This is a genomic window from Collimonas sp. GW821-FHT07E08 (genome assembly GCF_059418905.1).
On record NZ_JBWKQR010000005.1, the window covers coordinates 190,215 to 207,754 of the forward strand.

Genomic DNA, 17,540 nt, shown 5'->3' on the forward strand with positions numbered 1-17,540 from the left:
TTTTCATATCCGTCTTTTTGCCAGGCTTATCTCGACGTCGCCGCGCGCGAAGCCGTGTCATACAGGCCCGAGGCGGTGCGCAGCAACTTGGCGGCGTCGCCCAGCGCCTGGTTCGACAAACCGGTGTCCGACAGCACGGTGACCAGGCATTCCTCGCGCATTTCACGGTATTTGAGGCACAGCGCGTAACCGCTTGCCGTGGCGGAGAAATACGCTTCCTTGCCGACTTTCCCGCTTTCTATGTAACCGGCTTTCACCAGTTTCTTCAGCGCGTAGCTGGCGATGTGCGTGTCCTCGATATTCAGCACAAAGCAGATGTCGGCCAGGCTCTTTTTGCGTTCGCGATGGCAAACGTGGTGCAGCAAGGATACTTCAACCGGCGTCATGTCCTTGACGCCGGCCGCCGACATGCAGCGCGCCATCCAGCGGTTGAATGCATTGCCGGCAATAATCAACGCATATTCCAGTTCCGACAGCTCAACGCTGCTTTCCGAAGCCAGGTGGGCGGAAGACAGGATTTTAGGTGCGGCGACGTTCATACATTTCTCACAAAACGACAAGAAAAATCAATCATACAACCAGTTGTACCAAAAACCAGAGTGAATTCAAATCGACATTCCAGCAACATTGCACACTATTTACATACAAATTATTGACATTTTATTTTTGATGAAGGATATTGCCCTTTGCTTAAACTCTGATTTACAAAGAGTAAGCTTGTTGGGGGTAGACTGATTCGGCAGGCTGCGACGGCTGCCAACTTGTCCCGCCATTTTTCTTTGCAATTCAACGTGTTGTCCCAGCAATCGGGGAACAGAGCCATGCGCCGCCTTGCGGCAGCCGGGCCCGGTGCCGCGATTGCCGACTATTCTGCCGAAGGAAACCAGCCGCAATGACCCAAGCCGTCATACAAGCTCTTGGCGAAAGCGCCCTGATATTGCACACAGGAGCCAGCGCCACCCTGGATTGCCAGCAGCGCTTGTGGGCCATCGCCGCCAAGGCCGCGCATTGGCCGCACGTGCGCGATGTGGTGCCGGGCATGAATAACCTGACTGTGCTGTTCGACCCGCTGGCGGCCGACGCCGGGGAGCTGGCGGACAAGCTGCAGAACGCATGGGACGCCGCTTCCATCAGCCAGAAAGCCGGACGGAAGATCGACATCCCGGTTACCTACGGCGGCGCCTGCGGGCCCGACCTGGAAGAAGTCGCGCGCCACACCGGCCTGTCGCCGGCAGAAATCGTCAAGCGCCATACGGCGGCTGAATACATCGTCTATTTCATCGGCTTCCAGCCCGGCTTCCCTTACCTGGGCGGCCTCGATCCCCTGCTGGCCACGCCACGCCGCAGCGAGCCTCGGCTAGTGGTGCCGGCGGGGTCGGTCGGCATCGGCGGCAGCCAGACCGGGATCTATCCGGCAGCCTCGCCCGGCGGCTGGCAACTGATCGGCCACAGCGCGCTGCGCCTGTTCGATCCCGCCGCCAATCCCCCTACCTTGCTGCAACCGGGCGACCGCGTACGCTTCGTCGCCAGCGAGGTGATCGCATGATCAAGATCATTCGCGCCGGCCGCATCAACTCGGTCCAGGACATGGGCCGCAGCGGCTTCCGCCATCTCGGCATCTGCCAGTCGGGGGCGCTGGACCGCACCGCGCTGGCCATCGCCAACCTGCTGGTCGGCAATCCGCACGGCGCCGCCGCCATCGAATTCACGCTTGGCCCCTGCGAACTGGCGTTCACGGCGGATTGCCGCATCGCCCTGGGCGGCGCGGATTTTGCGGCGACGCTGGATGACAAGCCGCTGCCGTCGTGGTGGAGCTTGCGCGCGCGCGCCGGCCAGACCCTGAAGCTGAACGCAGCGCGGCACGGTATGCGCGCCTACCTGGCAGTCTCCGGCGGCATCGACTGCGCCATCCAGCTGGGCTCGCGCGCCACCGACCTGCAAGCCGGGTTCGGCGGCCACGGCGGCTGTGCGCTGGCCGAAGGCGACAGTCTGCCAACCGGCGCGCCGGACAACCCTGGAGCAGCACTGCATAGCGCGCCGTCTTTCGGCGTCCGTCCGCCCTCCTGGTACGAAGCCGACGATACAGAAACGCTGGCGATCCGCGTGGTCCCCGGCCCCGAATATGAATTGTTCACGCAAGCCGCGCAAAAAACTTTCTGGAACAGCGACTGGACCTTGACGCCGCAAAGCAACCGCATGGGCTTCCGCCTGAGCGGGCCGGAACTGAAGATCAGAAAAGGCAGCGACCTGCTGTCCCACGGCGTACTGCCGGGCGTGATCCAGGTGCCGCCCGCCGGCCAGCCAATCGTGCTGATGGCGGACGCGCAAACCACCGGCGGTTATCCTAAAATCGGCGTGGTGATCAGCGCCGACCTGGCCAGGCTGGCCCAGCTGCGCTTTAACCGCACCATACAGTTTGTCGAATGCGACGCCGCCCAGGCGCGCGAAGAATTACGCCGGGACGCCTTGTATCTGCAGCAGATCGAAGCCGCGATGCACTGGCTGCGTCCGGCCAGATAGGAGCAGGCAATGCCCAAGAAAAAATCACAGCAGGTGGACCTCAACGCCGACCTCGGCGAACAAAACGACGGCAGTGACGAAGCGCTGCTGGCGCTGGTCAGCTCGGCCAATATCGCTTGCGGCTGGCATGCCGGCAGCGCCCTGATGATGCAGCAATGCGTGGCCTGGGCGGTGGCGCAAGGCGTCGCCATCGGCGCCCATCCCAGCTTTCCCGACCGCGACAATTTCGGCCGCACCGAAATGCAGCTGCCGGCCAATGAAATCTATAGCGGCGTGCAGTACCAGATCGGTGCGCTGGCGGCGATCGCCGCTGCGCACGGCGCCCAGCTGGCGCACGTCAAGCCGCACGGCGCGCTGTACAACATGGCGGCGCGCGACGCCAAACTGGCGGACACCATCGCCGCCGCCATCCGCGATGTCGATCCAGGCCTGGCCCTGTTCGGCCTGGCCGGCAGCGAACTGGCCGCCGCCGCCCGCCGCGCCGGCCTGCACGCCGTGGAAGAAGTGTTTGCCGACCGCGGCTACATGGCCGACGGCAGCCTGGTCAAGCGCGGCACGCCCGGCGCCCTGATCGAAGACGAGGAACAGGCACTGGCACAAACCATGCATATGATCCGCGAAGGCAAGGTCCATGCGATCGACGGCAGCTGGGCGCCGGTCAAGGCCGATACGGTGTGCCTGCACGGCGACGGTGCACACGCGCTGGCCTTTGCGCACCGCATCCGCGACGAGCTGACACGGCAAGGCATCGCCATCCGCGCGCCGCGGACGGTAGCTGCCGACACCCTGTTTCCGCTGCTGGGTTAAGAAACAGCAGCACCGAGCAACACCAGAAAATCAACAGAATCGACGGCGCAGCAACGACCGTCTCAACATGAGGAGATAGCAATGACCGTAACAGAATTATTGCCGCTGATCGGCATACCGATCGTAGTAGCCGGCTTCGCCTTCAAATTCAACCCCTTGCTGGTGGTGACCGTGGCGGGCCTGGCGACCGGCTTGTCGGTCGGCATGGATCTCGGCACATTGCTGGAGACCTTCGGTGAAAAATTCGTCAACAGCCGTTCGCTGGCGACCTTCCTGTTGATCCTGCCGGTCATCGGGCTGCTTGAAAGCTATGGCCTGAAAGAGCGGGCGCAGGACTGGATCGCCAGCCTGGCCAATGCTACCTCGGCACGCATCCTGATGCTGTATTTCGTATTGCGCCAGTTCCTCGGCGCGCTCGGCCTCACCTACATCGGCGGCCAGGCGCAAACCGTACGGCCCTTGCTGGCGCCCATGGTGGAAGGCGCCGCAGTCGCTAAATACGGCGAACTGCCGGTCCCGATCCGCGACAAGATCCGCGCCCATGCCGCCGCCTGCGACAATATTGCCGTGTTCTTCGGCGAAGACATTTTCATCGCCTTCGGCGCGGTGCTGCTGATGGACGCCTTCCTCAAGGAAAACGGCATCACCAATATCGAACCGCTGCATCTCGGCCTGTGGGCCATCCCGACCGCCATCGCCGCGCTGATCATCCACATGACGCGCCTGACCCGGCTCGACGCCAGCATCCGGCGCGACGTCGAAGCCTGGCAAAAATCCGCAGGCCAGGAGGTGGCAGCATGAAGACCCTTCTCACCATCAACGAGATTTATTACCTGGTCGGCATCATCGTCATGCTGCTGGTCGGCATGACATTGCGCGACAAAGGCAATCCGAAACGCCTGACCACGGCCTTGTTCTGGTTCCTGTTCGGCGCGGTGTTCCTGTTTGGCGACATGCTGGTAGCCGGGCTCGGCAAGCCGCTGGCCTACCGCGTCATCGGCAGCGTGGTCGTGGTGATTTCCCTGATCGCCGGTTGCGGCCTGCTGTCGGCCGGTTCTTACAAACAACGCAGCGCCGAAGAACGCCAGGCATCGGCCAACCGTTTCGGCAACTGGATCTTCCTGCCGGCGCTGCTGATCCCGCTGATCACGGTCCTGTGCACCGTGCTGCTGAAGAATGTCTCGGTCGGCGGCGTCTACCTGCTCGACCAGAAGCAGTTGACGCTGGCGGCGCTATGCGTTGCCAGCGTCTGCGCCATCCTGGCCGGCTGGAAACTGACCGGCGGCACGCCGCTGCAGGCCGTGCGCGAATCGCGCCGGCTGGTCGACGCCATCGGCTGGGCCGCGATCCTGCCGCAGATGCTGGCCATGCTGGGCGGCGTGTTCGTCGCCGCCCAGACCGGCAAATCGGTGCAGGAAGTAGTCACCCTGTTCGTCAATCCCGACAACCGTTTCATGCTGGTCGTGATTTACTGCGTCGGCATGGCCTTGTTCACCATGATCATGGGCAACGCTTTTGCCGCCTTCCCGGTGATGACCGCCGGCATCGCGCTGCCGTTCCTGATCACAGGCCAGCACGCCGATCCGGCGCCGCTGGTCACCATCGGCATGCTGGCAGGTTATTGCGGTACGCTGATGACGCCGATGGCCGCCAACTACAACATTGTGCCGGCGGCGCTGCTGGAACTGACCGACAAATACAAGGTAATCAAGATACAGATCCCTACGGCGTTGACGCTGCTGGCCGCCAACGTACTGTTGATGTACTTCATCGCATTCCGCTAAGGAGATACCATGCACCTGACCCTTGACCAGGTTTCCGCCTTCGCGCGCTTGCCCTTGCGTTCGCTGCGCCACGAGTACCCTAACCACATCATGCATGTCTTGAACGGCCCGCAGGATGCGTTGTCGCCGCGCGCCCTGCACCCGGTGTTCTACGGCTGCTACGACTGGCACTCGGCGGTGCACGGCTACTGGCTGCTGGCGCGCTGCGCTCGGCTGTATCCGGCTCTGCCGCAGCAGGAAGAGATCGCGGTGCTGTTCGACGACCACTTCACCGCCGCCAACATGCAGCAGGAACTGGCGTATTTCCAGGCGCCGGGACGGGTCTCCTTCGAACGTCCCTACGGCTGGGCCTGGATCATGGCGCTGGCGCAGGAACTGGAAACCTGGCAGCACCCCAAGGCCAAGGCCTGGCTGGCGGCGATGGAGCCGCTGACGGCCGAAATACGCAGCCGCGTGTTCAGCTATTTCGCCAAGCTCAGTTATGCGATCCGGGTCGGCACCCACTACAACAGCGCGTTCTCCTTGAAGCTGATACTCGATTTCGCGCGCCACCGCAACGATACGGAACTGGAAAGCGCCGTCGTCAATGCCGCTTGCCGTTACTTCATGGGCGACAGCAATTACCCGGCGCACTACGAACCGGGCGGCGACGAATTCCTGTCGGCGGCGCTGACCGAAGCCTTGCTGATGGCGGACGTGCTCGAGGCTGATGTGTTCGTCGACTGGTTCGCCCAGTATTTGCCGACGCTGGCCGATATCGACCGCCTGATGAATCCGGCCGACGTCAGCGACCACAGCGATCCCAAGATTGCCCATCTGAACGGCTTGAACCTGAGCCGCGCCTGGTGCATGAAGCGGATCGCCCGGCGCCTGCCGGAAAACGACCCGGCTGCCGCCACGCTGGCCGCGGCGGCGCGGCGCCATATAGAAGCCGGCCTGCCGCATGTCGTCAGCGGCGAATACGCCGGCGAGCACTGGCTGGCGACATTTGCCATGCTGGCGATGGAAACAGTCAACTAAGACGGAACAGCACATGACCCGGCACACAATTTTGCTCACCGGTTTCGAGCCGTTCGAACAGGAGCCGCTCAATCCGTCGTGGGAGGCGGTGCGCGCGCTGGACGGCTGGCCATGCGCCGGCGCCCACGTTGCGGCGCGCCAGCTGCCCTGCGTGTTCGGCCAGGCATTGCAAGTGCTGGAGCAACTGATGGAAGAACTCAAGCCGGCCCTGGTGATCTGCGTCGGCCAGGCCGGCGGCCGCAGCCAGATGTCGCTGGAACGGGTAGCGATCAATGTCGACGATGCGCGGATCGCCGACAACGCCGGCCGCCAGCCGATCGACCAGCCGATCCGCAGCGACGGCCCGGCAGCGTATTTTTCAACGCTGCCGATCAAGGGCATGGCCAAGGCGATGCGCGCTGCCGGCATCCCCGCGGAAGTGTCGCAGACCGCCGGCACTTTCGTTTGCAACCATGTGTTCTACGGCTTGATGGACCGGCTGGCGGCGCATGCACCCGCAGTGCGCGGCGGCTTCATCCACATCCCCTACATTCCATCGCAGGCAGCGCGCCATCCCGGCCAGCCCAGCCTGGCGCTGGAAACGCTGATCGAAGGTTTGCGCATCGCACTGCAAAGCGCCATGACCTTGCAGCAGGATGTGGCGGAAGGCGGCGGCCAGCTGCACTGATTGCAGCAGGTGCGGATTGCGTTAATTTCCTGATGCCGCGCAGGCGATCTTGTATCATTGGCTTAACGGGGACAGGCCCTAGCTACAGGAAACCGTATGTCGGAAACTCAAGTCGTGGTCGTCAGTCCCGAAGGCGAGTTATATGCCGGGAGCGCCGGGTTGGTCACTCTGCCGGGCATCGCCGGCTCGCTCGGCATCTTGCCCGGCCACACGCCGCTGCTGACCCGCCTGAGGCCGGGCGCGGTCCATATCAAGCGCGTGAGCGGCGAAGACGATTACATTTATGTCGCCGGCGGCTACGCCGAAATCCAGCCGCACTCCGTCACCATCCTGGCCGACACTGCGATCCGCGGCAAAGACCTCGACGAAGCCAAAGCCACCGCGGCCAGGCAGCAGGCCGAGGAACGTTTGCAAAACCAGGCATCGAATATCGACTACGCCATCGCGCAAGCCGAACTGGCGGAAGCCACGGCGCAACTGGCGACGCTGGCGCAGATGCGGCGCGGTAAATAAGCTGGTTAGGCGCCGGGCGCCTTGTCGCAGGTCGCCGTGATCGCGGCCCAGGCGGCCAGGCCAGGCCTATCGCGGCTGTGGCCTGTCTTGGCCCGGCCGGCCTGGCCTGTTGCCGCCAGGCGGCCTCGCCCCTTGCGGCGGGCGATGTCCACCGCCGAAGCCCGGCGGCCGTGGCCTGCCGGGCGCTGCGCCAGGCGGTTTCGGGAACGGCCTCGGCGGCGGCCGCACCACTACCGGCGGACGCGGACGATGGTGCGGACGATGCGCCCAGTGCGACTGCTGCCGGTACCACGGACGTCCGCGATAATTCTGCCCCCAGTAAGCGCCGATGCTGAAAGCGATGATCGGCAATCCGATGGCGCTGCCGTAAGTGATCAGCGGCACCTGGCTGCCCTGGTAGGGATAGTTCAGGTTCTGCGCATACACCCAGCCGCGGTTGCCGTCGGGGAGCGACACATCGCACCAGCTATAGCCGTTGATACAGCCGGCCACCGTTACCGGAGTGCCGGGCCGCAGCTGGGCCACCAGCGGATAATCGCGCGCCGGCCCGGCGCGCAGGTTGACGTTCTTGCTGGTGAATGCCTGCTGCTGGGCGATTGCCGCAACAGGCAGGCCGAGGCAGGCAACTGCAATCAGCGGTAACAGACGGATGCGAAACATGACCACCTCCAATGGATTGACAATCGATGCCGGGCGCAGCCAAGAATACCGCGAAAATTACCTCATGGAAATATGCGATTCACTGATACCCGCTATCGCGCAGCATGGCAATGAATAGCCGCAAGGTGGCCGGCATCTGGCGCCGGCTCGGGTAATAAAGGAAGAATCCCGACATCGGCGGGCACCACGCATCCAGCACGCGCAGCAGGCGGCCTTGCTCTATCGATTCCTGCGCCTGCGCTTCATACACATACGCCAGGCCGATGCCGTCGAGCGCGGCGCGCAGTATCAGTTCATCGTCGTCCAGCAGCAAAGGGCCGTCGACCGCAATCGCCAGCGGCTCGCCGTCTTTGCTGAACTCCCAGGCATACACCGCGCCGCTGGGGAAGCGGCGGCCGACGCAAGCATGCTGTTTCAGTTCCTGCGGCTGCCGCGGCAAACCCCGGCGCGCCGCATACATGGGCGAAGCCACCACGATCAGGCGCACCGGCGGCCCCAACGGCAAGGCGACCATGTCCTGCGCCAGGCTCTCGCCGAAACGGATGCCGGCATCGAAGCCGCCGGCGACGATATCGACCAGGCCGTCATCGGTCACCACTTCCAGCCGAATCTGCGGATAAGCCGCCAGGAAACGCGCAAACAACGGCGCCAGCAGCAACCGCGCCGCCGGCCGTGGCACGTTCAGGCGCAGGGTGCCGCGCGGTGTGTCGCGGAAATCGTTGAGCTGGTCGAGCGCTTCGCCGATCTCGCGCAACGCCGGCTCCAGCCGCAGCAGTAGCTGCTGCCCGGCTTCGGTCGGCGTCACGCTGCGCGTGGTGCGGTTGAGCAGGCGCACCGCCAGGCGCGTTTCCAGCGTCCGTATGGCATGGCTCAGGGCCGACGCGGAAACGCCGCACTCGAGGGCGGCCTTGCTGAAACTGCGATGGCGGGCGACACACGCAAACGCATCCAGTTCGCTGAGATCGGGTTTATTCATTCATGAATTATTTTCAGTATTTCACTGAATATAGCATGGCTTATCACTTGCAATGATGGGGAGGATACTGGCTTCAATCCCATTACGAAAGGAATCTTCCATGAAAACCCGCACATTAGGCCGCAACGGCCTGCAAGTCTCCGCACTCGGCCTCGGCTGCATGGGCATGAGTTTCGGCTACGGCGGCGCCGATGACGCGCAGTCTGTCCGCACCCTGCAGCATGCGGTCGAACTGGGCGTAACCCATTTCGATACTGCCGAAGTCTACGGTCCCTATATCAATGAAGAACTGGTTGGACGCGCGCTCAAGGCAGTCCGCGGACAGGTCACCATCGCCACCAAGTTCGGCTTCAGGATTTCGCCGCATGGCGAAGGCGTGGCGCGCATGGCCGGCGTCGACAGCCGGCCGGAACATGTACGGACCGCCGTCGAAGGTTCGCTCAAGCGCCTGGGGCTGGAAACCATCGACCTGCTGTACCAGCACCGGGTCGATCCGCAAGTCGCCATCGAGGATACGGTAGGCGCGATGGCCGAGCTGGTGCGTGCCGGCAAAGTACGCCACCTGGGCCTGTCGGAAGTCTCCGCCACCACCCTGCGGCGCGCCCATGCGGTGCATCCGATCGCTGCCGTGCAGTCCGAATATTCCTTGTGGAGCCGCGACCAGGAAAATGAAGTGCTGCCGGCTTGCGTAGAACTGGGCGTGGGTTTTGTGCCATACAGCCCGCTCGGCCGCGGTTTCCTGACCGGCAAATTGAACACCACGCAAGGACTGGCGGCCGACGACTACCGTCGTACGCTGCCGCGTTTCCAGGACCAGGCGATGCAAAGCAACCGCGTCCTGCTTGAAGCGCTGGTGACGCTGGCCGGCCGCCGCGGCTGCACGCCGGCGCAGCTGGCGCTGGCCTGGCTGCTGGCGCAAGGCGAGCAGATCATGCCTATCCCCGGGGTCAGGCAAATCAAGCATCTGGAAGAGAATGTAGCGGCGGCTGATATCGTGCTGCGGACCGACGAACTGGCTGCCATCCGCGCCGCGCTGCCGGACGAAAAAATCGTCGGCCAGCGCTACGGCGCAAAGGAGCTGGAGATGATCAATCTTTGACCGGGCAGGCTTGCCCAGCTGGGCAAGCCGTTTGTTTACTGCTGGCCGTTCACCGCCATTGTGAACGATCAGTAGTTAATGAGACAAATCTACCTATTCGACGCATTTTTATTCATTAATTAGCGAGACAAATTCAATAATTAACGAGACAATTTCGCATCAACGCGGCTCTTTTCCTAGGCAATCAGCGATTTTGAGTAAAAAAAGTCAAGCGCCGAATCGTCCTCACTGATTCCCCAGTAAAGGCCAACTTATACGAGCAACGGATCACACGGTCCATCACAGCACCAGCGGCAAAAAGCTGTCGACCGGCCACGCACGCGGCAAGGTACTCATTCGCACTAGTAACTAAAGGAGAGATTCATGCATCAAGGCCCACAAGTCGTACTGGTCAATGCACTCAGGGCGCTTGGATTGGCCGCAAAGGCAGCCACGGCGGCGTAGACGTCAACTCCTTCGCTGGAGGTGTCGTGGTAGGAGCGAACAGGCGCAATCGACGTAATCGTCGCTGCCTGATCGCAAAAAAGGAGTGGCGCGAAGACCACCCTAATCGGAGACTATCAAGAAAAACATTTCAATATTAATTGGCGGCGCTGTTGCACCGTCAAGGGAAGTGGCTCCGGATCTCACTCGCGATATCGGCGCCGTTCTCTTCCAGCGCAAAATGTCCGGTGCTGTAGTAGCGGACATCGGCTGCAGGAATCAAGGTCTTGACGATGTCGCCGCCATTGGGCGAAAAAATAGGATCGTTGCGTCCCCATACGACCAGCGTGCGCGGCTGCCGGGCCTTCAGATAGGCCTGCCAGACCGGATACAGCGCCAGGCTCGACGGTATATCGATTTGCAGATCGGTCATAATGCGGCGCTTTTCCGGATCGTTCAATGCATAGGCGTCAACCGCCCAGGAATCGGGGTTGAGTTGCTCAGGATGGGCGGCGCCGTACTGATGCAGCAGATTCGAGGTTGCCTGTACGACGCGTGCCTCTATCGCCGCGCGCTTCTCGGGCGTCACCGGACCGGCTGCATTGGCCTGGATTGCGGCAAGCCGCTTGGTATCCCAGCCGTCGAGCGAGACAGGCGTATTCTGGACGATCAGTCCGCTCACGCGTTCCGGATTCCTGACCGCCATGCGCATTCCGACAGGGCCGCCGAAATCCTGCATGTAAAGAATGTTATGGGAAAGATTGAGCTTGGCGGCAAAATCCGTCATCACGGCAGCAAGGTTATCGAAGGTCGGTTTGAATTTTTCCACTGAAGGTGCTTCGCTGGCACCCATGCCTGGATAGTCCGGCGCCACCAGATGGAAACGGTCCGCCAGCAGCGGTATCAGGTCCCGGAACATCGACGACGACGAGGGAAATCCATGCAGCAAGAGCAAGGTCGGCGCGTTCGGATTGCCAGCTTCCCGATAAAAAATGTCGATATTGTCGACAGTGGCATGGCGATAATGAACCGTTGGTGCGTCAGCAGCCTCACCGGCAACCGGCATAGCAGCGGTCGTCACTAGCATCAGAGCTGCCAGTTTTGCGTTGATTCTCATTCATTGATCTCCAATGGGTTTCCTGCAAATTAATAGCCGTCCGTCTCCGCCCTCAGGCGGATCAGACGAGTGAGTCGACAACTCCGCCGTCCACCCGCAATGCAGCTCCGGTCGTGGCGGAAGCCTGGGGCGAGGCAATGTAGACAACCATGTTGGCGACCTCCTCGACTGTCGCCGGACGCTCAATAATGGAAGTAGGACGATGTGTTCTGACGAATGCGATACCGGCCTCTTCAAAGGACCCGCCTGCATCGACTTGCTGCTTGAGCATCTGCGCAGCTCCTTCCGAAAAAGTCGGGCCGGGCAGGACCGAATTGACCGTCACGCCGGTTCCAGCCATGCGCTTGGCAAGTCCACGCGCAAGCGCGACGTCGGCGGTCTTGCTGACACCATAGTGGATCATTTCGACCGGTATGTTGAAAGCTGACTCCGAACTGATGAAAACGAACCGCCCCCAGGCTGCGGCCGCCATTCGTGGCAGATAGGCGCGCGCGAGACGCACGCCAGCCATCACGTTGACTTGCCAATGGCTGTCCCAAGCGGCATCGTCGGCCTCAAAGAAATCCGCCGGCTGGAAGATACCGAGATTGCTCACCACAATATCGGCTTTCGGCTCGGCCGCGATAAGCGCGGCGCAACCGTTCGCGTCGCCGAGATCAATCGCATGGCCGCGCGCCCTGCCTCCCAAGCGGGCTACCGCAGCTTCCACTTTGTGCACGCTGCGGCTATTCACGATCACTTGCGCACCCGCCTCCTGCAACCCGCGGGCAATAGCAAATCCTATGCCTTCAGTGGAGCCGGTCACAAGGGCGATCTTTCCGGAAAGGTCAATATTCACTGCAATACTCCTTTAATGATTTAAAAATATATGTGCAATTACACACCATACTGCAATTTAAAATTGGAAATCCCCCTACACTGCCAATCGCCTACCGTTTTTACCGTTCAGCAGCAGAATTTTTCTCTATCATTCTCGTAGCATCAGGAAATCCACAAAGCAAACATCTTGGAGCGCGCCACAGAACTGGTATCGCGATGGCTGAGCAGCCAAAGATCTCTGTGCACTTCCACGGCAGCATTCATTTTTCTTACTAGATCAGTAATGCATTGGTGAGCACGTCCGGGAAATTCAACGACGCGTTTGCCATTGCAGGCACAATTGGCAACTCCAGAACAGCATTTCTCGGTCATTTGCGCCGCTCGGACGCATGGCAAAACCGGCTCGTCCAATTGTTCCAGCATGCCTCCCGGGAAATCGGGAGACATGCGGGCCCTTGCAGAAGGAGCCGTCTATTTCTTAGTCAAGAAAGGTGCGGACATGAGTAAGGAACAAGTCGGGATACTGATACAACGACCCGTGATTCGTGTCTGGATAGACAATCAACTGGGCGTTCGGCAATGATTGCTGGAGGTTGAATGAATTGATGGTGTAGTGAACGATGTCGTTGCTGCCGCTGATCACCAGCGTCGGTTGCGAGATTTTCTTCAGATAGTCGCCCGCATTGGCGGACGGAGCGCCCCAAGCAGCAAATGCGGCGACCTGCGCCGGCGCGACCTTGTCGTTGATATCACCATCGCGATTGACGGTGCGCGCGCGCAAACGCTTCAAGAATTCGCGGCCGGCGGCTTGGCTTTTTGGCGTTGGTGTGAAGAACACATCTAGCAACAGCTCGTCAGGCACCTCGTGCTTTTTGGCGAGGGCCGCCTGGAATTCAGGTGTCAGCGTCGCCATGCCGACGCCGCCGCGCGGACCGCTGCCAACGATGATAAGACGACGAACCAGTTCCGGGCGTTCCAGTGCTACTTCCTGCGCAACCAAGCTACCCAACGAGAAACCGAGTAAGTCGGCCTTTTTAATGCCCAACGCAGTCATGAGATTGATGGCGTGCGCTGCCATGCCTTCGATGGTTTTCGGTACTTCTCCGTCCGAGCTTGCTACGCCGGCGTTGTCGAATAGGACAACCTGGCGATCACGAGCGAGGCCGTCGACGACCTTGGGATCCCAGCTGTCCATGTTGCCGACAAAATGCTGCAGCATGATCAGAGGCACACCCTTGGCTTTTCCAAAACGCCGGTAGGCGAGTTTGGTACCGTTGGCGTCTATGAATTGCGTCGGCGCAGTTTGATGCGTATATGCTGTTTTTGCCGATGTATCCGCCGCAACGGCAACTGGAGTGAAAACAAAAGAGGAAAGCGCGAATGCGGCGGCGAACACTGAGGCGCTAAGCAGCGCTTTTTTGCTGAAAGAAGTATGCATGTCAGTAAGTAAAAAGGAAGCGATTGTGAAACGCTGCTTCCGACGCGCGGAAGCAGTATTTAAAAAAACTGCAACAGCTGGCTCAGAAACCCAGGCGGCGCAAATCTTCCGCAACGAACATTTGTCCACTGCGATTCTTGACTGCCGGAAGCTCGGACACCTTCATGCGCCATGCCAACAGCGCGGTCAGTTCCGGCGCAATCGGAATGCCTGCGGCATCAGCGAATGCAAGACCGGCGAAGACAGTAATGTCAGCCATCGAGAATTGCTGACCAGCGATGAAGCTGCTGTCGCGCAGCACCTTATCGAAATAGGCCATGGCTTGTAACGCCTTGTCGCGTTCGCGCTCACCCCATTCCTTGCGGTGCGCCCATTCCGGACTCTTGTATTTTTGCAGGTCGCTGCCCAGTCCTTGGGTGGCATAGTGGAAATAGATGCCCACGGCGTCCAACAAGCCGCTTTCCGCACGGCGCTGCATCATGTGGATCAGCGCTTTTTCCTTCGGCGTGCGGCCTGTCAATACCGGATTTCCATCCAGATTGTCGAGGTACTCGGTGATGGCCGTGCTTTCCGCAATCAGCGTGCCGTCGTCCAGCTCCAGAAGCGGCAGGACGCCTGAAGGGTTTTTCGCCAGAAACGGCGCCTGCTTGTGCTCTGCGCCGATCAGATCAACGGATTCGAAAGTCACCTGCGCGTCGAGCCCCTTCTGGGCCAGGACGATGCGTATGCGAGCCGGATTGGGAAAGCCTGGGCGGTCATAAATTTTCATTTTTAAAACTCCTTATATATCTATCGGTAGGTAAACAATAAAGGGGTATAATGCGCTCGTCAACAACTATCTATCGATAGAGAGGTTTTTCGCATGAATGCAACAGATACCAGAGAGAAGATCATGAGCGTCGCCCGCAGAACGGTGCAGGCGCATGGCTACAACGCACTCAGTTTCAGAGACCTGGCGGCGGAAGTCGGCATCAAGAGCGCGAGCGTTCACTACCATTTCCCGACCAAGGGAGATCTGGGCGCCGAACTGGCGCGCCGCTATACGGAAGACGGCCGCGCCTACCTGAGCGATGTGATATCCGGCAATAACGATCTGCGTTCCTACATGAAAAAATACACCGACATCTTTCGCTCGGCGTTGATCGACGACAACCGCATGTGTCTGTGTGGCATCATGACGGCGGAGCACGACGACCTGCCGCCGGAAGTGCGCGCCGAAGTAAATCGCTTCAATGAAGTCAATATCGACTGGCTCACTGAACTGCTCTCCTTGGAGGTGTCTGATCCGAAACAGAAAAAGGCCGTCCGGCGCCGAGCACTCGGCATCTTTGCGGCGGTGGGGGGAGCCCAGCTGATTGCGCGCGGACAAAACGATGTCACGGTGTATGACGATGTCATCGAGAGCTACCGTGCGGCCGGGCTCATTCCGTAACGCCGGACTGCGCCGTCCGCCAGAGCTTCTCGTATGAAAAATGCTGCTCCGGACAATATCTTTTGCCCAGAGCAGCGTGCCTCCCCCTTTAACTTGTTTTTTTCCTTCGCACCTCACAGCGCGCCTGAACGGCGTCCCTGCCTAGGCAATCACCTTTGCCGGAAGCACCACGCGCGACAACTGGCCGCCTGCGGCGACTTGCTGCATCTCCTGCGTATCGATCATCGAGTACGGAAAGACGGGTGCAATCGCGCTTACCGCATCGAGACGCTTGAGATGATCCGCCGACAGCACCACCCTGGAAGCCGCCAGATAAGAATCCAGCTGGTCTACAGTACGCGGTCCGATGATCGGCAAGGTATCCTTCGACACCACCCAGGCAACAGCGACTTCGGCGGGCGACACGCCAAGCTCGGCCGCAATTGCCAGCGTTGCGTCCACAATGGCCGTGCGTTGGGCGGAGTCTTCCTTCTGGAATACCGCGCCGCCCAGTGCTTCCAGGCGCCCCTTTTCGCCTCGACGATATTTTCCCGACAACAGCCCGCCGCCCAGCGGCGACCAGCTCGCCATCCCCAGTCCCAGCGCCTGGCCTGCTAGCAGCAGTTCATGTTCGCTGGAGCGCTGCACTAGGCTATGCTCGAACTGCAAGCCGGCCAGCCGGGACCAGCCACGCACTTCCGCAATCGTTGCGCCGCGCGCTGCGCGCCAGGCTGGGAAATTCGACAGGCCCGCGTAAAGAATCTTCCCGCTGCGCACGAGATCTTCAAGACCGATCATGATTTCTTCAATCGGCGTCATACCGTCGGCAAAGTGCACCCAGTACAGATCGATACGATCGGTGCGCAAACGCTTGAGGCTGCCCTCCACCGACAACCGCATCGTAAGCCGGCTGTTGCCTGTCGCTAGGACGCCGGCATTGGGCGACGACGCCTGCGTGTATTTGGTGGCAATCACAAACTGGTCCCGTCGCCCTGCCAATATCTGTCCGAGGAATTCTTCCGACTCTCCGAATTGATACACATCAGCGCAATCGAGGAAGTTGCCACCCGCCTCGGCATACTTGTTGAGAATCTTCGTCGACGTTGCCAGATCGGCGCCATGCCCCCAGCGTTGTCCGAAATTTGCGGTGCCGAGCACCTGCTCGGAGACCCGTAGGCCGGTATGTGTTCCAAATAAGCGAAGTCGCATTATTTTTCCTCCTTCAATATCGGCATGAACGCAGCAAAAGCGCTCGCCGCCGTGTCCTTCGGAGTCAAGGCGTTATTCGTTGTGGAGCCGCCGATGTAACGTTCGATGATTTTCCAGTTGTTGCCGCTGCGGCGCAGACGGTCGCGCATGGGCGAGTACAGCCAGATCGCCGGCAAGCCACTGTCACTGTGCATCACCTGGCCTGCGCCTAAGACAGCAGCGTCTTCAGGGCTGGCGTGGCGAACCAGCAGATTCTGGTAACGCACGACCACGCCGTCCTCATCCGGGTCGACGATGTGATTGGTCGCATGCCTGCTCACTCCCGGAATCAGGTACGGATAGTCATGCTCGAAGAAATGCCTGATTCCGGCGTGGCCGCTGATCGTACCGTGGAAGTGATACGCCACGGCGTCGGGAAAGAAAGAATCGATCATCGCCTCCACATCCCAGGTTTCAAAGAACCAGTTGACTCTGTTTACAAAATCCACTGCGCTTGCGCGATCAGCGGGATCAAGCTCGCTTGTGCGAGCAATACGGGGAAACGCTGTCATTGTCAGAACTCCTTTTCATTACATCAGATAAAAACAAACAGTGATGGAATTTGATGTGTAATTACACATCAAGCATCAAAAAAAATTGACTTGCTACTCCGAAAAAACAACATCGAGGATAGTGCCGCGCAAATCTGCCGCACGTTCTTTCCCAGCGTATTCTTCAAATTCCTTTTGCGCGGCGCGCCAATACGGCTCAGCTTCAAAATGCTTGCTCCTACCTTCGGCAGACAAGGAGAATTCCAGCGTCGACTTGGGGCCATGTGCCTCGCAGAGCAATAAGCCTCCATCGCGCAGCGGCTTTAGGGCTCGCAACAAGGTTGTGCGCTCCATCACCATGAATTCAGCAAGCGTTGCGATAGAAATTGCCGGATGCTGATCGACAAGCGCAAGCACGGAAAATTGCGAAATGGACAAGCCAGATGCCGATAGGTGACGATCGTAAAGACGCGTCAGATACCGTGCACTGCGGCGCGCAGCAAGGCAATGGCACAAATCCGGCCCACTCAAGTGTTTCATCCAGCAA

Annotated in this window: 21 protein-coding genes; 10 read left to right on the forward strand and 11 right to left on the reverse strand. The window is 60.3% G+C overall.

What is annotated here, in order from left to right; translation table 11 throughout:
• Positions 1 to 26 precede the first annotated feature (26 nt).
• On the reverse strand, positions 27 to 539 hold the full coding sequence (locus tag AC07RZ_RS08510) for a winged helix DNA-binding protein (protein WP_092395509.1): 513 nt from the start codon (positions 537 to 539) through the stop codon (positions 27 to 29).
• Between the two features lie 353 nt (positions 540 to 892).
• Here AC07RZ_RS08510 and pxpB point away from each other — a divergent pair, with 353 nt between their 5' ends.
• The 8 genes from pxpB to AC07RZ_RS08550 all read left to right on the forward strand — a co-directional run bounded on the left by pxpB (position 893) and on the right by AC07RZ_RS08550 (position 7,311).
• Positions 893 to 1,546, forward strand: a complete 654-nt coding sequence (gene pxpB, locus AC07RZ_RS08515; RefSeq protein WP_494667626.1) for a 5-oxoprolinase subunit PxpB — start codon at positions 893 to 895, stop codon at positions 1,544 to 1,546.
• Complete coding sequence (locus AC07RZ_RS08520) at positions 1,543 to 2,520, forward strand: 5-oxoprolinase subunit C family protein (RefSeq protein WP_494667627.1); 978 nt, start codon at positions 1,543 to 1,545, stop codon at positions 2,518 to 2,520. The genes pxpB and AC07RZ_RS08520 overlap by 4 nt, the downstream gene beginning before the upstream one ends.
• Positions 2,521 to 2,529: 9 nt before the next feature.
• On the forward strand, positions 2,530 to 3,327 hold the full coding sequence (pxpA, locus tag AC07RZ_RS08525; protein WP_494667628.1) for a 5-oxoprolinase subunit PxpA: 798 nt from the start codon (positions 2,530 to 2,532) through the stop codon (positions 3,325 to 3,327).
• Between the two features lie 81 nt (positions 3,328 to 3,408).
• Positions 3,409 to 4,128, forward strand: coding sequence for a DUF969 domain-containing protein (locus AC07RZ_RS08530; RefSeq protein WP_144738241.1), 720 nt, complete (start codon positions 3,409 to 3,411; stop codon positions 4,126 to 4,128).
• On the forward strand, positions 4,125 to 5,111 hold the full coding sequence (locus tag AC07RZ_RS08535) for a DUF979 domain-containing protein (RefSeq protein WP_092395519.1): 987 nt from the start codon (positions 4,125 to 4,127) through the stop codon (positions 5,109 to 5,111). The genes AC07RZ_RS08530 and AC07RZ_RS08535 overlap by 4 nt, the downstream gene beginning before the upstream one ends.
• 9 nt (positions 5,112 to 5,120) lie before the next feature.
• Positions 5,121 to 6,131 (forward strand): DUF2891 domain-containing protein, encoded by a 1,011-nt coding sequence (locus AC07RZ_RS08540; protein WP_494667629.1) that lies wholly within the window; start codon positions 5,121 to 5,123, stop codon positions 6,129 to 6,131.
• A 13-nt stretch (positions 6,132 to 6,144) separates the two neighbouring features.
• Complete coding sequence (gene pcp, locus AC07RZ_RS08545) at positions 6,145 to 6,798, forward strand: pyroglutamyl-peptidase I (RefSeq protein ID WP_494667630.1); 654 nt, start codon at positions 6,145 to 6,147, stop codon at positions 6,796 to 6,798.
• Positions 6,799 to 6,894: 96 nt separating this feature from the next.
• Positions 6,895 to 7,311: a F0F1 ATP synthase subunit epsilon gene (locus AC07RZ_RS08550; RefSeq protein WP_092395525.1), complete on the forward strand. Its 417-nt coding sequence runs from the start codon at positions 6,895 to 6,897 to the stop codon at positions 7,309 to 7,311.
• A gap of 66 nt (positions 7,312 to 7,377) precedes the next feature.
• Here the strand turns inward: AC07RZ_RS08550 and AC07RZ_RS08555 are convergent, their stop codons facing one another.
• Both AC07RZ_RS08555 and AC07RZ_RS08560 read right to left on the reverse strand, forming a co-directional pair.
• On the reverse strand, positions 7,378 to 7,971 hold the full coding sequence (locus AC07RZ_RS08555) for an SH3 domain-containing protein (protein ID WP_494667631.1): 594 nt from the start codon (positions 7,969 to 7,971) through the stop codon (positions 7,378 to 7,380).
• Positions 7,972 to 8,050: 79 nt separating this feature from the next.
• On the reverse strand, positions 8,051 to 8,947 hold the full coding sequence (locus AC07RZ_RS08560; protein ID WP_494667632.1) for a LysR family transcriptional regulator: 897 nt from the start codon (positions 8,945 to 8,947) through the stop codon (positions 8,051 to 8,053).
• A 100-nt stretch (positions 8,948 to 9,047) separates the two neighbouring features.
• Here AC07RZ_RS08560 and AC07RZ_RS08565 point away from each other — a divergent pair, with 100 nt between their 5' ends.
• Positions 9,048 to 10,046, forward strand: coding sequence for an aldo/keto reductase (locus AC07RZ_RS08565; protein ID WP_494667633.1), 999 nt, complete (start codon positions 9,048 to 9,050; stop codon positions 10,044 to 10,046).
• A 604-nt stretch (positions 10,047 to 10,650) separates the two neighbouring features.
• On the opposite strand, the gene AC07RZ_RS08570 is transcribed toward AC07RZ_RS08565, so the two are convergent.
• The 5 genes from AC07RZ_RS08570 to AC07RZ_RS08590 all read right to left on the reverse strand — a co-directional run bounded on the left by AC07RZ_RS08570 (position 10,651) and on the right by AC07RZ_RS08590 (position 14,612).
• Positions 10,651 to 11,586: an alpha/beta fold hydrolase gene (locus tag AC07RZ_RS08570; protein ID WP_494667634.1), complete on the reverse strand. Its 936-nt coding sequence runs from the start codon at positions 11,584 to 11,586 to the stop codon at positions 10,651 to 10,653.
• A 61-nt stretch (positions 11,587 to 11,647) separates the two neighbouring features.
• Positions 11,648 to 12,424, reverse strand: a complete 777-nt coding sequence (locus tag AC07RZ_RS08575) for an SDR family NAD(P)-dependent oxidoreductase (protein ID WP_494667635.1) — start codon at positions 12,422 to 12,424, stop codon at positions 11,648 to 11,650.
• A gap of 143 nt (positions 12,425 to 12,567) precedes the next feature.
• Positions 12,568 to 12,852, reverse strand: coding sequence for a hypothetical protein (locus tag AC07RZ_RS08580; protein ID WP_494667636.1), 285 nt, complete (start codon positions 12,850 to 12,852; stop codon positions 12,568 to 12,570).
• 31 nt (positions 12,853 to 12,883) lie between these two features.
• Entirely contained in the window at positions 12,884 to 13,843 is a 960-nt protein-coding gene (locus AC07RZ_RS08585) for an alpha/beta fold hydrolase (protein ID WP_494667637.1), read from the reverse strand.
• Positions 13,844 to 13,925: 82 nt separating this feature from the next.
• A complete protein-coding gene (locus AC07RZ_RS08590; RefSeq protein ID WP_494667638.1) occupies positions 13,926 to 14,612 on the reverse strand; it encodes a glutathione S-transferase family protein in 687 nt (228 codons plus the stop codon).
• A gap of 93 nt (positions 14,613 to 14,705) precedes the next feature.
• On the opposite strand from AC07RZ_RS08590, the gene AC07RZ_RS08595 reads away from it, so the two are divergent.
• Entirely contained in the window at positions 14,706 to 15,275 is a 570-nt protein-coding gene (locus AC07RZ_RS08595; RefSeq protein ID WP_494667639.1) for a TetR/AcrR family transcriptional regulator, read from the forward strand.
• A gap of 141 nt (positions 15,276 to 15,416) precedes the next feature.
• Here AC07RZ_RS08595 and AC07RZ_RS08600 read toward each other — a convergent pair whose 3' ends face one another.
• The 3 genes from AC07RZ_RS08600 to AC07RZ_RS08610 form a co-directional block, all read right to left on the reverse strand.
• Positions 15,417 to 16,463, reverse strand: coding sequence for an aldo/keto reductase (locus AC07RZ_RS08600; RefSeq protein WP_494667640.1), 1,047 nt, complete (start codon positions 16,461 to 16,463; stop codon positions 15,417 to 15,419).
• On the reverse strand, positions 16,463 to 17,014 hold the full coding sequence (locus AC07RZ_RS08605; RefSeq protein WP_494667641.1) for a nuclear transport factor 2 family protein: 552 nt from the start codon (positions 17,012 to 17,014) through the stop codon (positions 16,463 to 16,465). The genes AC07RZ_RS08600 and AC07RZ_RS08605 overlap by 1 nt, the downstream gene beginning before the upstream one ends.
• A 93-nt stretch (positions 17,015 to 17,107) precedes the next feature.
• Positions 17,108 to 17,533: a MarR family winged helix-turn-helix transcriptional regulator gene (locus AC07RZ_RS08610; protein ID WP_494667642.1), complete on the reverse strand. Its 426-nt coding sequence runs from the start codon at positions 17,531 to 17,533 to the stop codon at positions 17,108 to 17,110.
• Positions 17,534 to 17,540: the final 7 nt, after the last annotated feature.

Bases quoted from the DNA above. Each gene is read 5' to 3' on its own strand.
- pxpB (WP_494667626.1), top strand. From the start codon at position 893: ATGACCCAAGCCGTCATACAAGCTCTTGGCGAAAGCGCCCTGATATTG.
- AC07RZ_RS08565 (WP_494667633.1), top strand. From the start codon at position 9,048: ATGAAAACCCGCACATTAGGCCGCAACGGCCTGCAAGTCTCCGCACTC.
- AC07RZ_RS08610 (WP_494667642.1), bottom strand. From the start codon at position 17,533: ATGAAACACTTGAGTGGGCCGGATTTGTGCCATTGCCTTGCTGCGCGC.
- pcp (WP_494667630.1), top strand. From the start codon at position 6,145: ATGACCCGGCACACAATTTTGCTCACCGGTTTCGAGCCGTTCGAACAG.
- AC07RZ_RS08590 (WP_494667638.1), bottom strand. From the start codon at position 14,612: ATGAAAATTTATGACCGCCCAGGCTTTCCCAATCCGGCTCGCATACGC.
- AC07RZ_RS08550 (WP_092395525.1), top strand. From the start codon at position 6,895: ATGTCGGAAACTCAAGTCGTGGTCGTCAGTCCCGAAGGCGAGTTATAT.
- AC07RZ_RS08600 (WP_494667640.1), bottom strand. From the start codon at position 16,463: ATGCGACTTCGCTTATTTGGAACACATACCGGCCTACGGGTCTCCGAG.
- AC07RZ_RS08555 (WP_494667631.1), bottom strand. From the start codon at position 7,971: ATGTTTCGCATCCGTCTGTTACCGCTGATTGCAGTTGCCTGCCTCGGC.
- AC07RZ_RS08530 (WP_144738241.1), top strand. From the start codon at position 3,409: ATGACCGTAACAGAATTATTGCCGCTGATCGGCATACCGATCGTAGTA.
- AC07RZ_RS08580 (WP_494667636.1), bottom strand. From the start codon at position 12,852: ATGTCTCCCGATTTCCCGGGAGGCATGCTGGAACAATTGGACGAGCCG.
- AC07RZ_RS08605 (WP_494667641.1), bottom strand. From the start codon at position 17,014: ATGACAGCGTTTCCCCGTATTGCTCGCACAAGCGAGCTTGATCCCGCT.
- AC07RZ_RS08535 (WP_092395519.1), top strand. From the start codon at position 4,125: ATGAAGACCCTTCTCACCATCAACGAGATTTATTACCTGGTCGGCATC.
- AC07RZ_RS08520 (WP_494667627.1), top strand. From the start codon at position 1,543: ATGATCAAGATCATTCGCGCCGGCCGCATCAACTCGGTCCAGGACATG.
- pxpA (WP_494667628.1), top strand. From the start codon at position 2,530: ATGCCCAAGAAAAAATCACAGCAGGTGGACCTCAACGCCGACCTCGGC.
- AC07RZ_RS08595 (WP_494667639.1), top strand. From the start codon at position 14,706: ATGAATGCAACAGATACCAGAGAGAAGATCATGAGCGTCGCCCGCAGA.
- AC07RZ_RS08570 (WP_494667634.1), bottom strand. From the start codon at position 11,586: ATGAGAATCAACGCAAAACTGGCAGCTCTGATGCTAGTGACGACCGCT.
- AC07RZ_RS08560 (WP_494667632.1), bottom strand. From the start codon at position 8,947: ATGAATAAACCCGATCTCAGCGAACTGGATGCGTTTGCGTGTGTCGCC.
- AC07RZ_RS08585 (WP_494667637.1), bottom strand. From the start codon at position 13,843: ATGCATACTTCTTTCAGCAAAAAAGCGCTGCTTAGCGCCTCAGTGTTC.
- AC07RZ_RS08510 (WP_092395509.1), bottom strand. From the start codon at position 539: ATGAACGTCGCCGCACCTAAAATCCTGTCTTCCGCCCACCTGGCTTCG.
- AC07RZ_RS08540 (WP_494667629.1), top strand. From the start codon at position 5,121: ATGCACCTGACCCTTGACCAGGTTTCCGCCTTCGCGCGCTTGCCCTTG.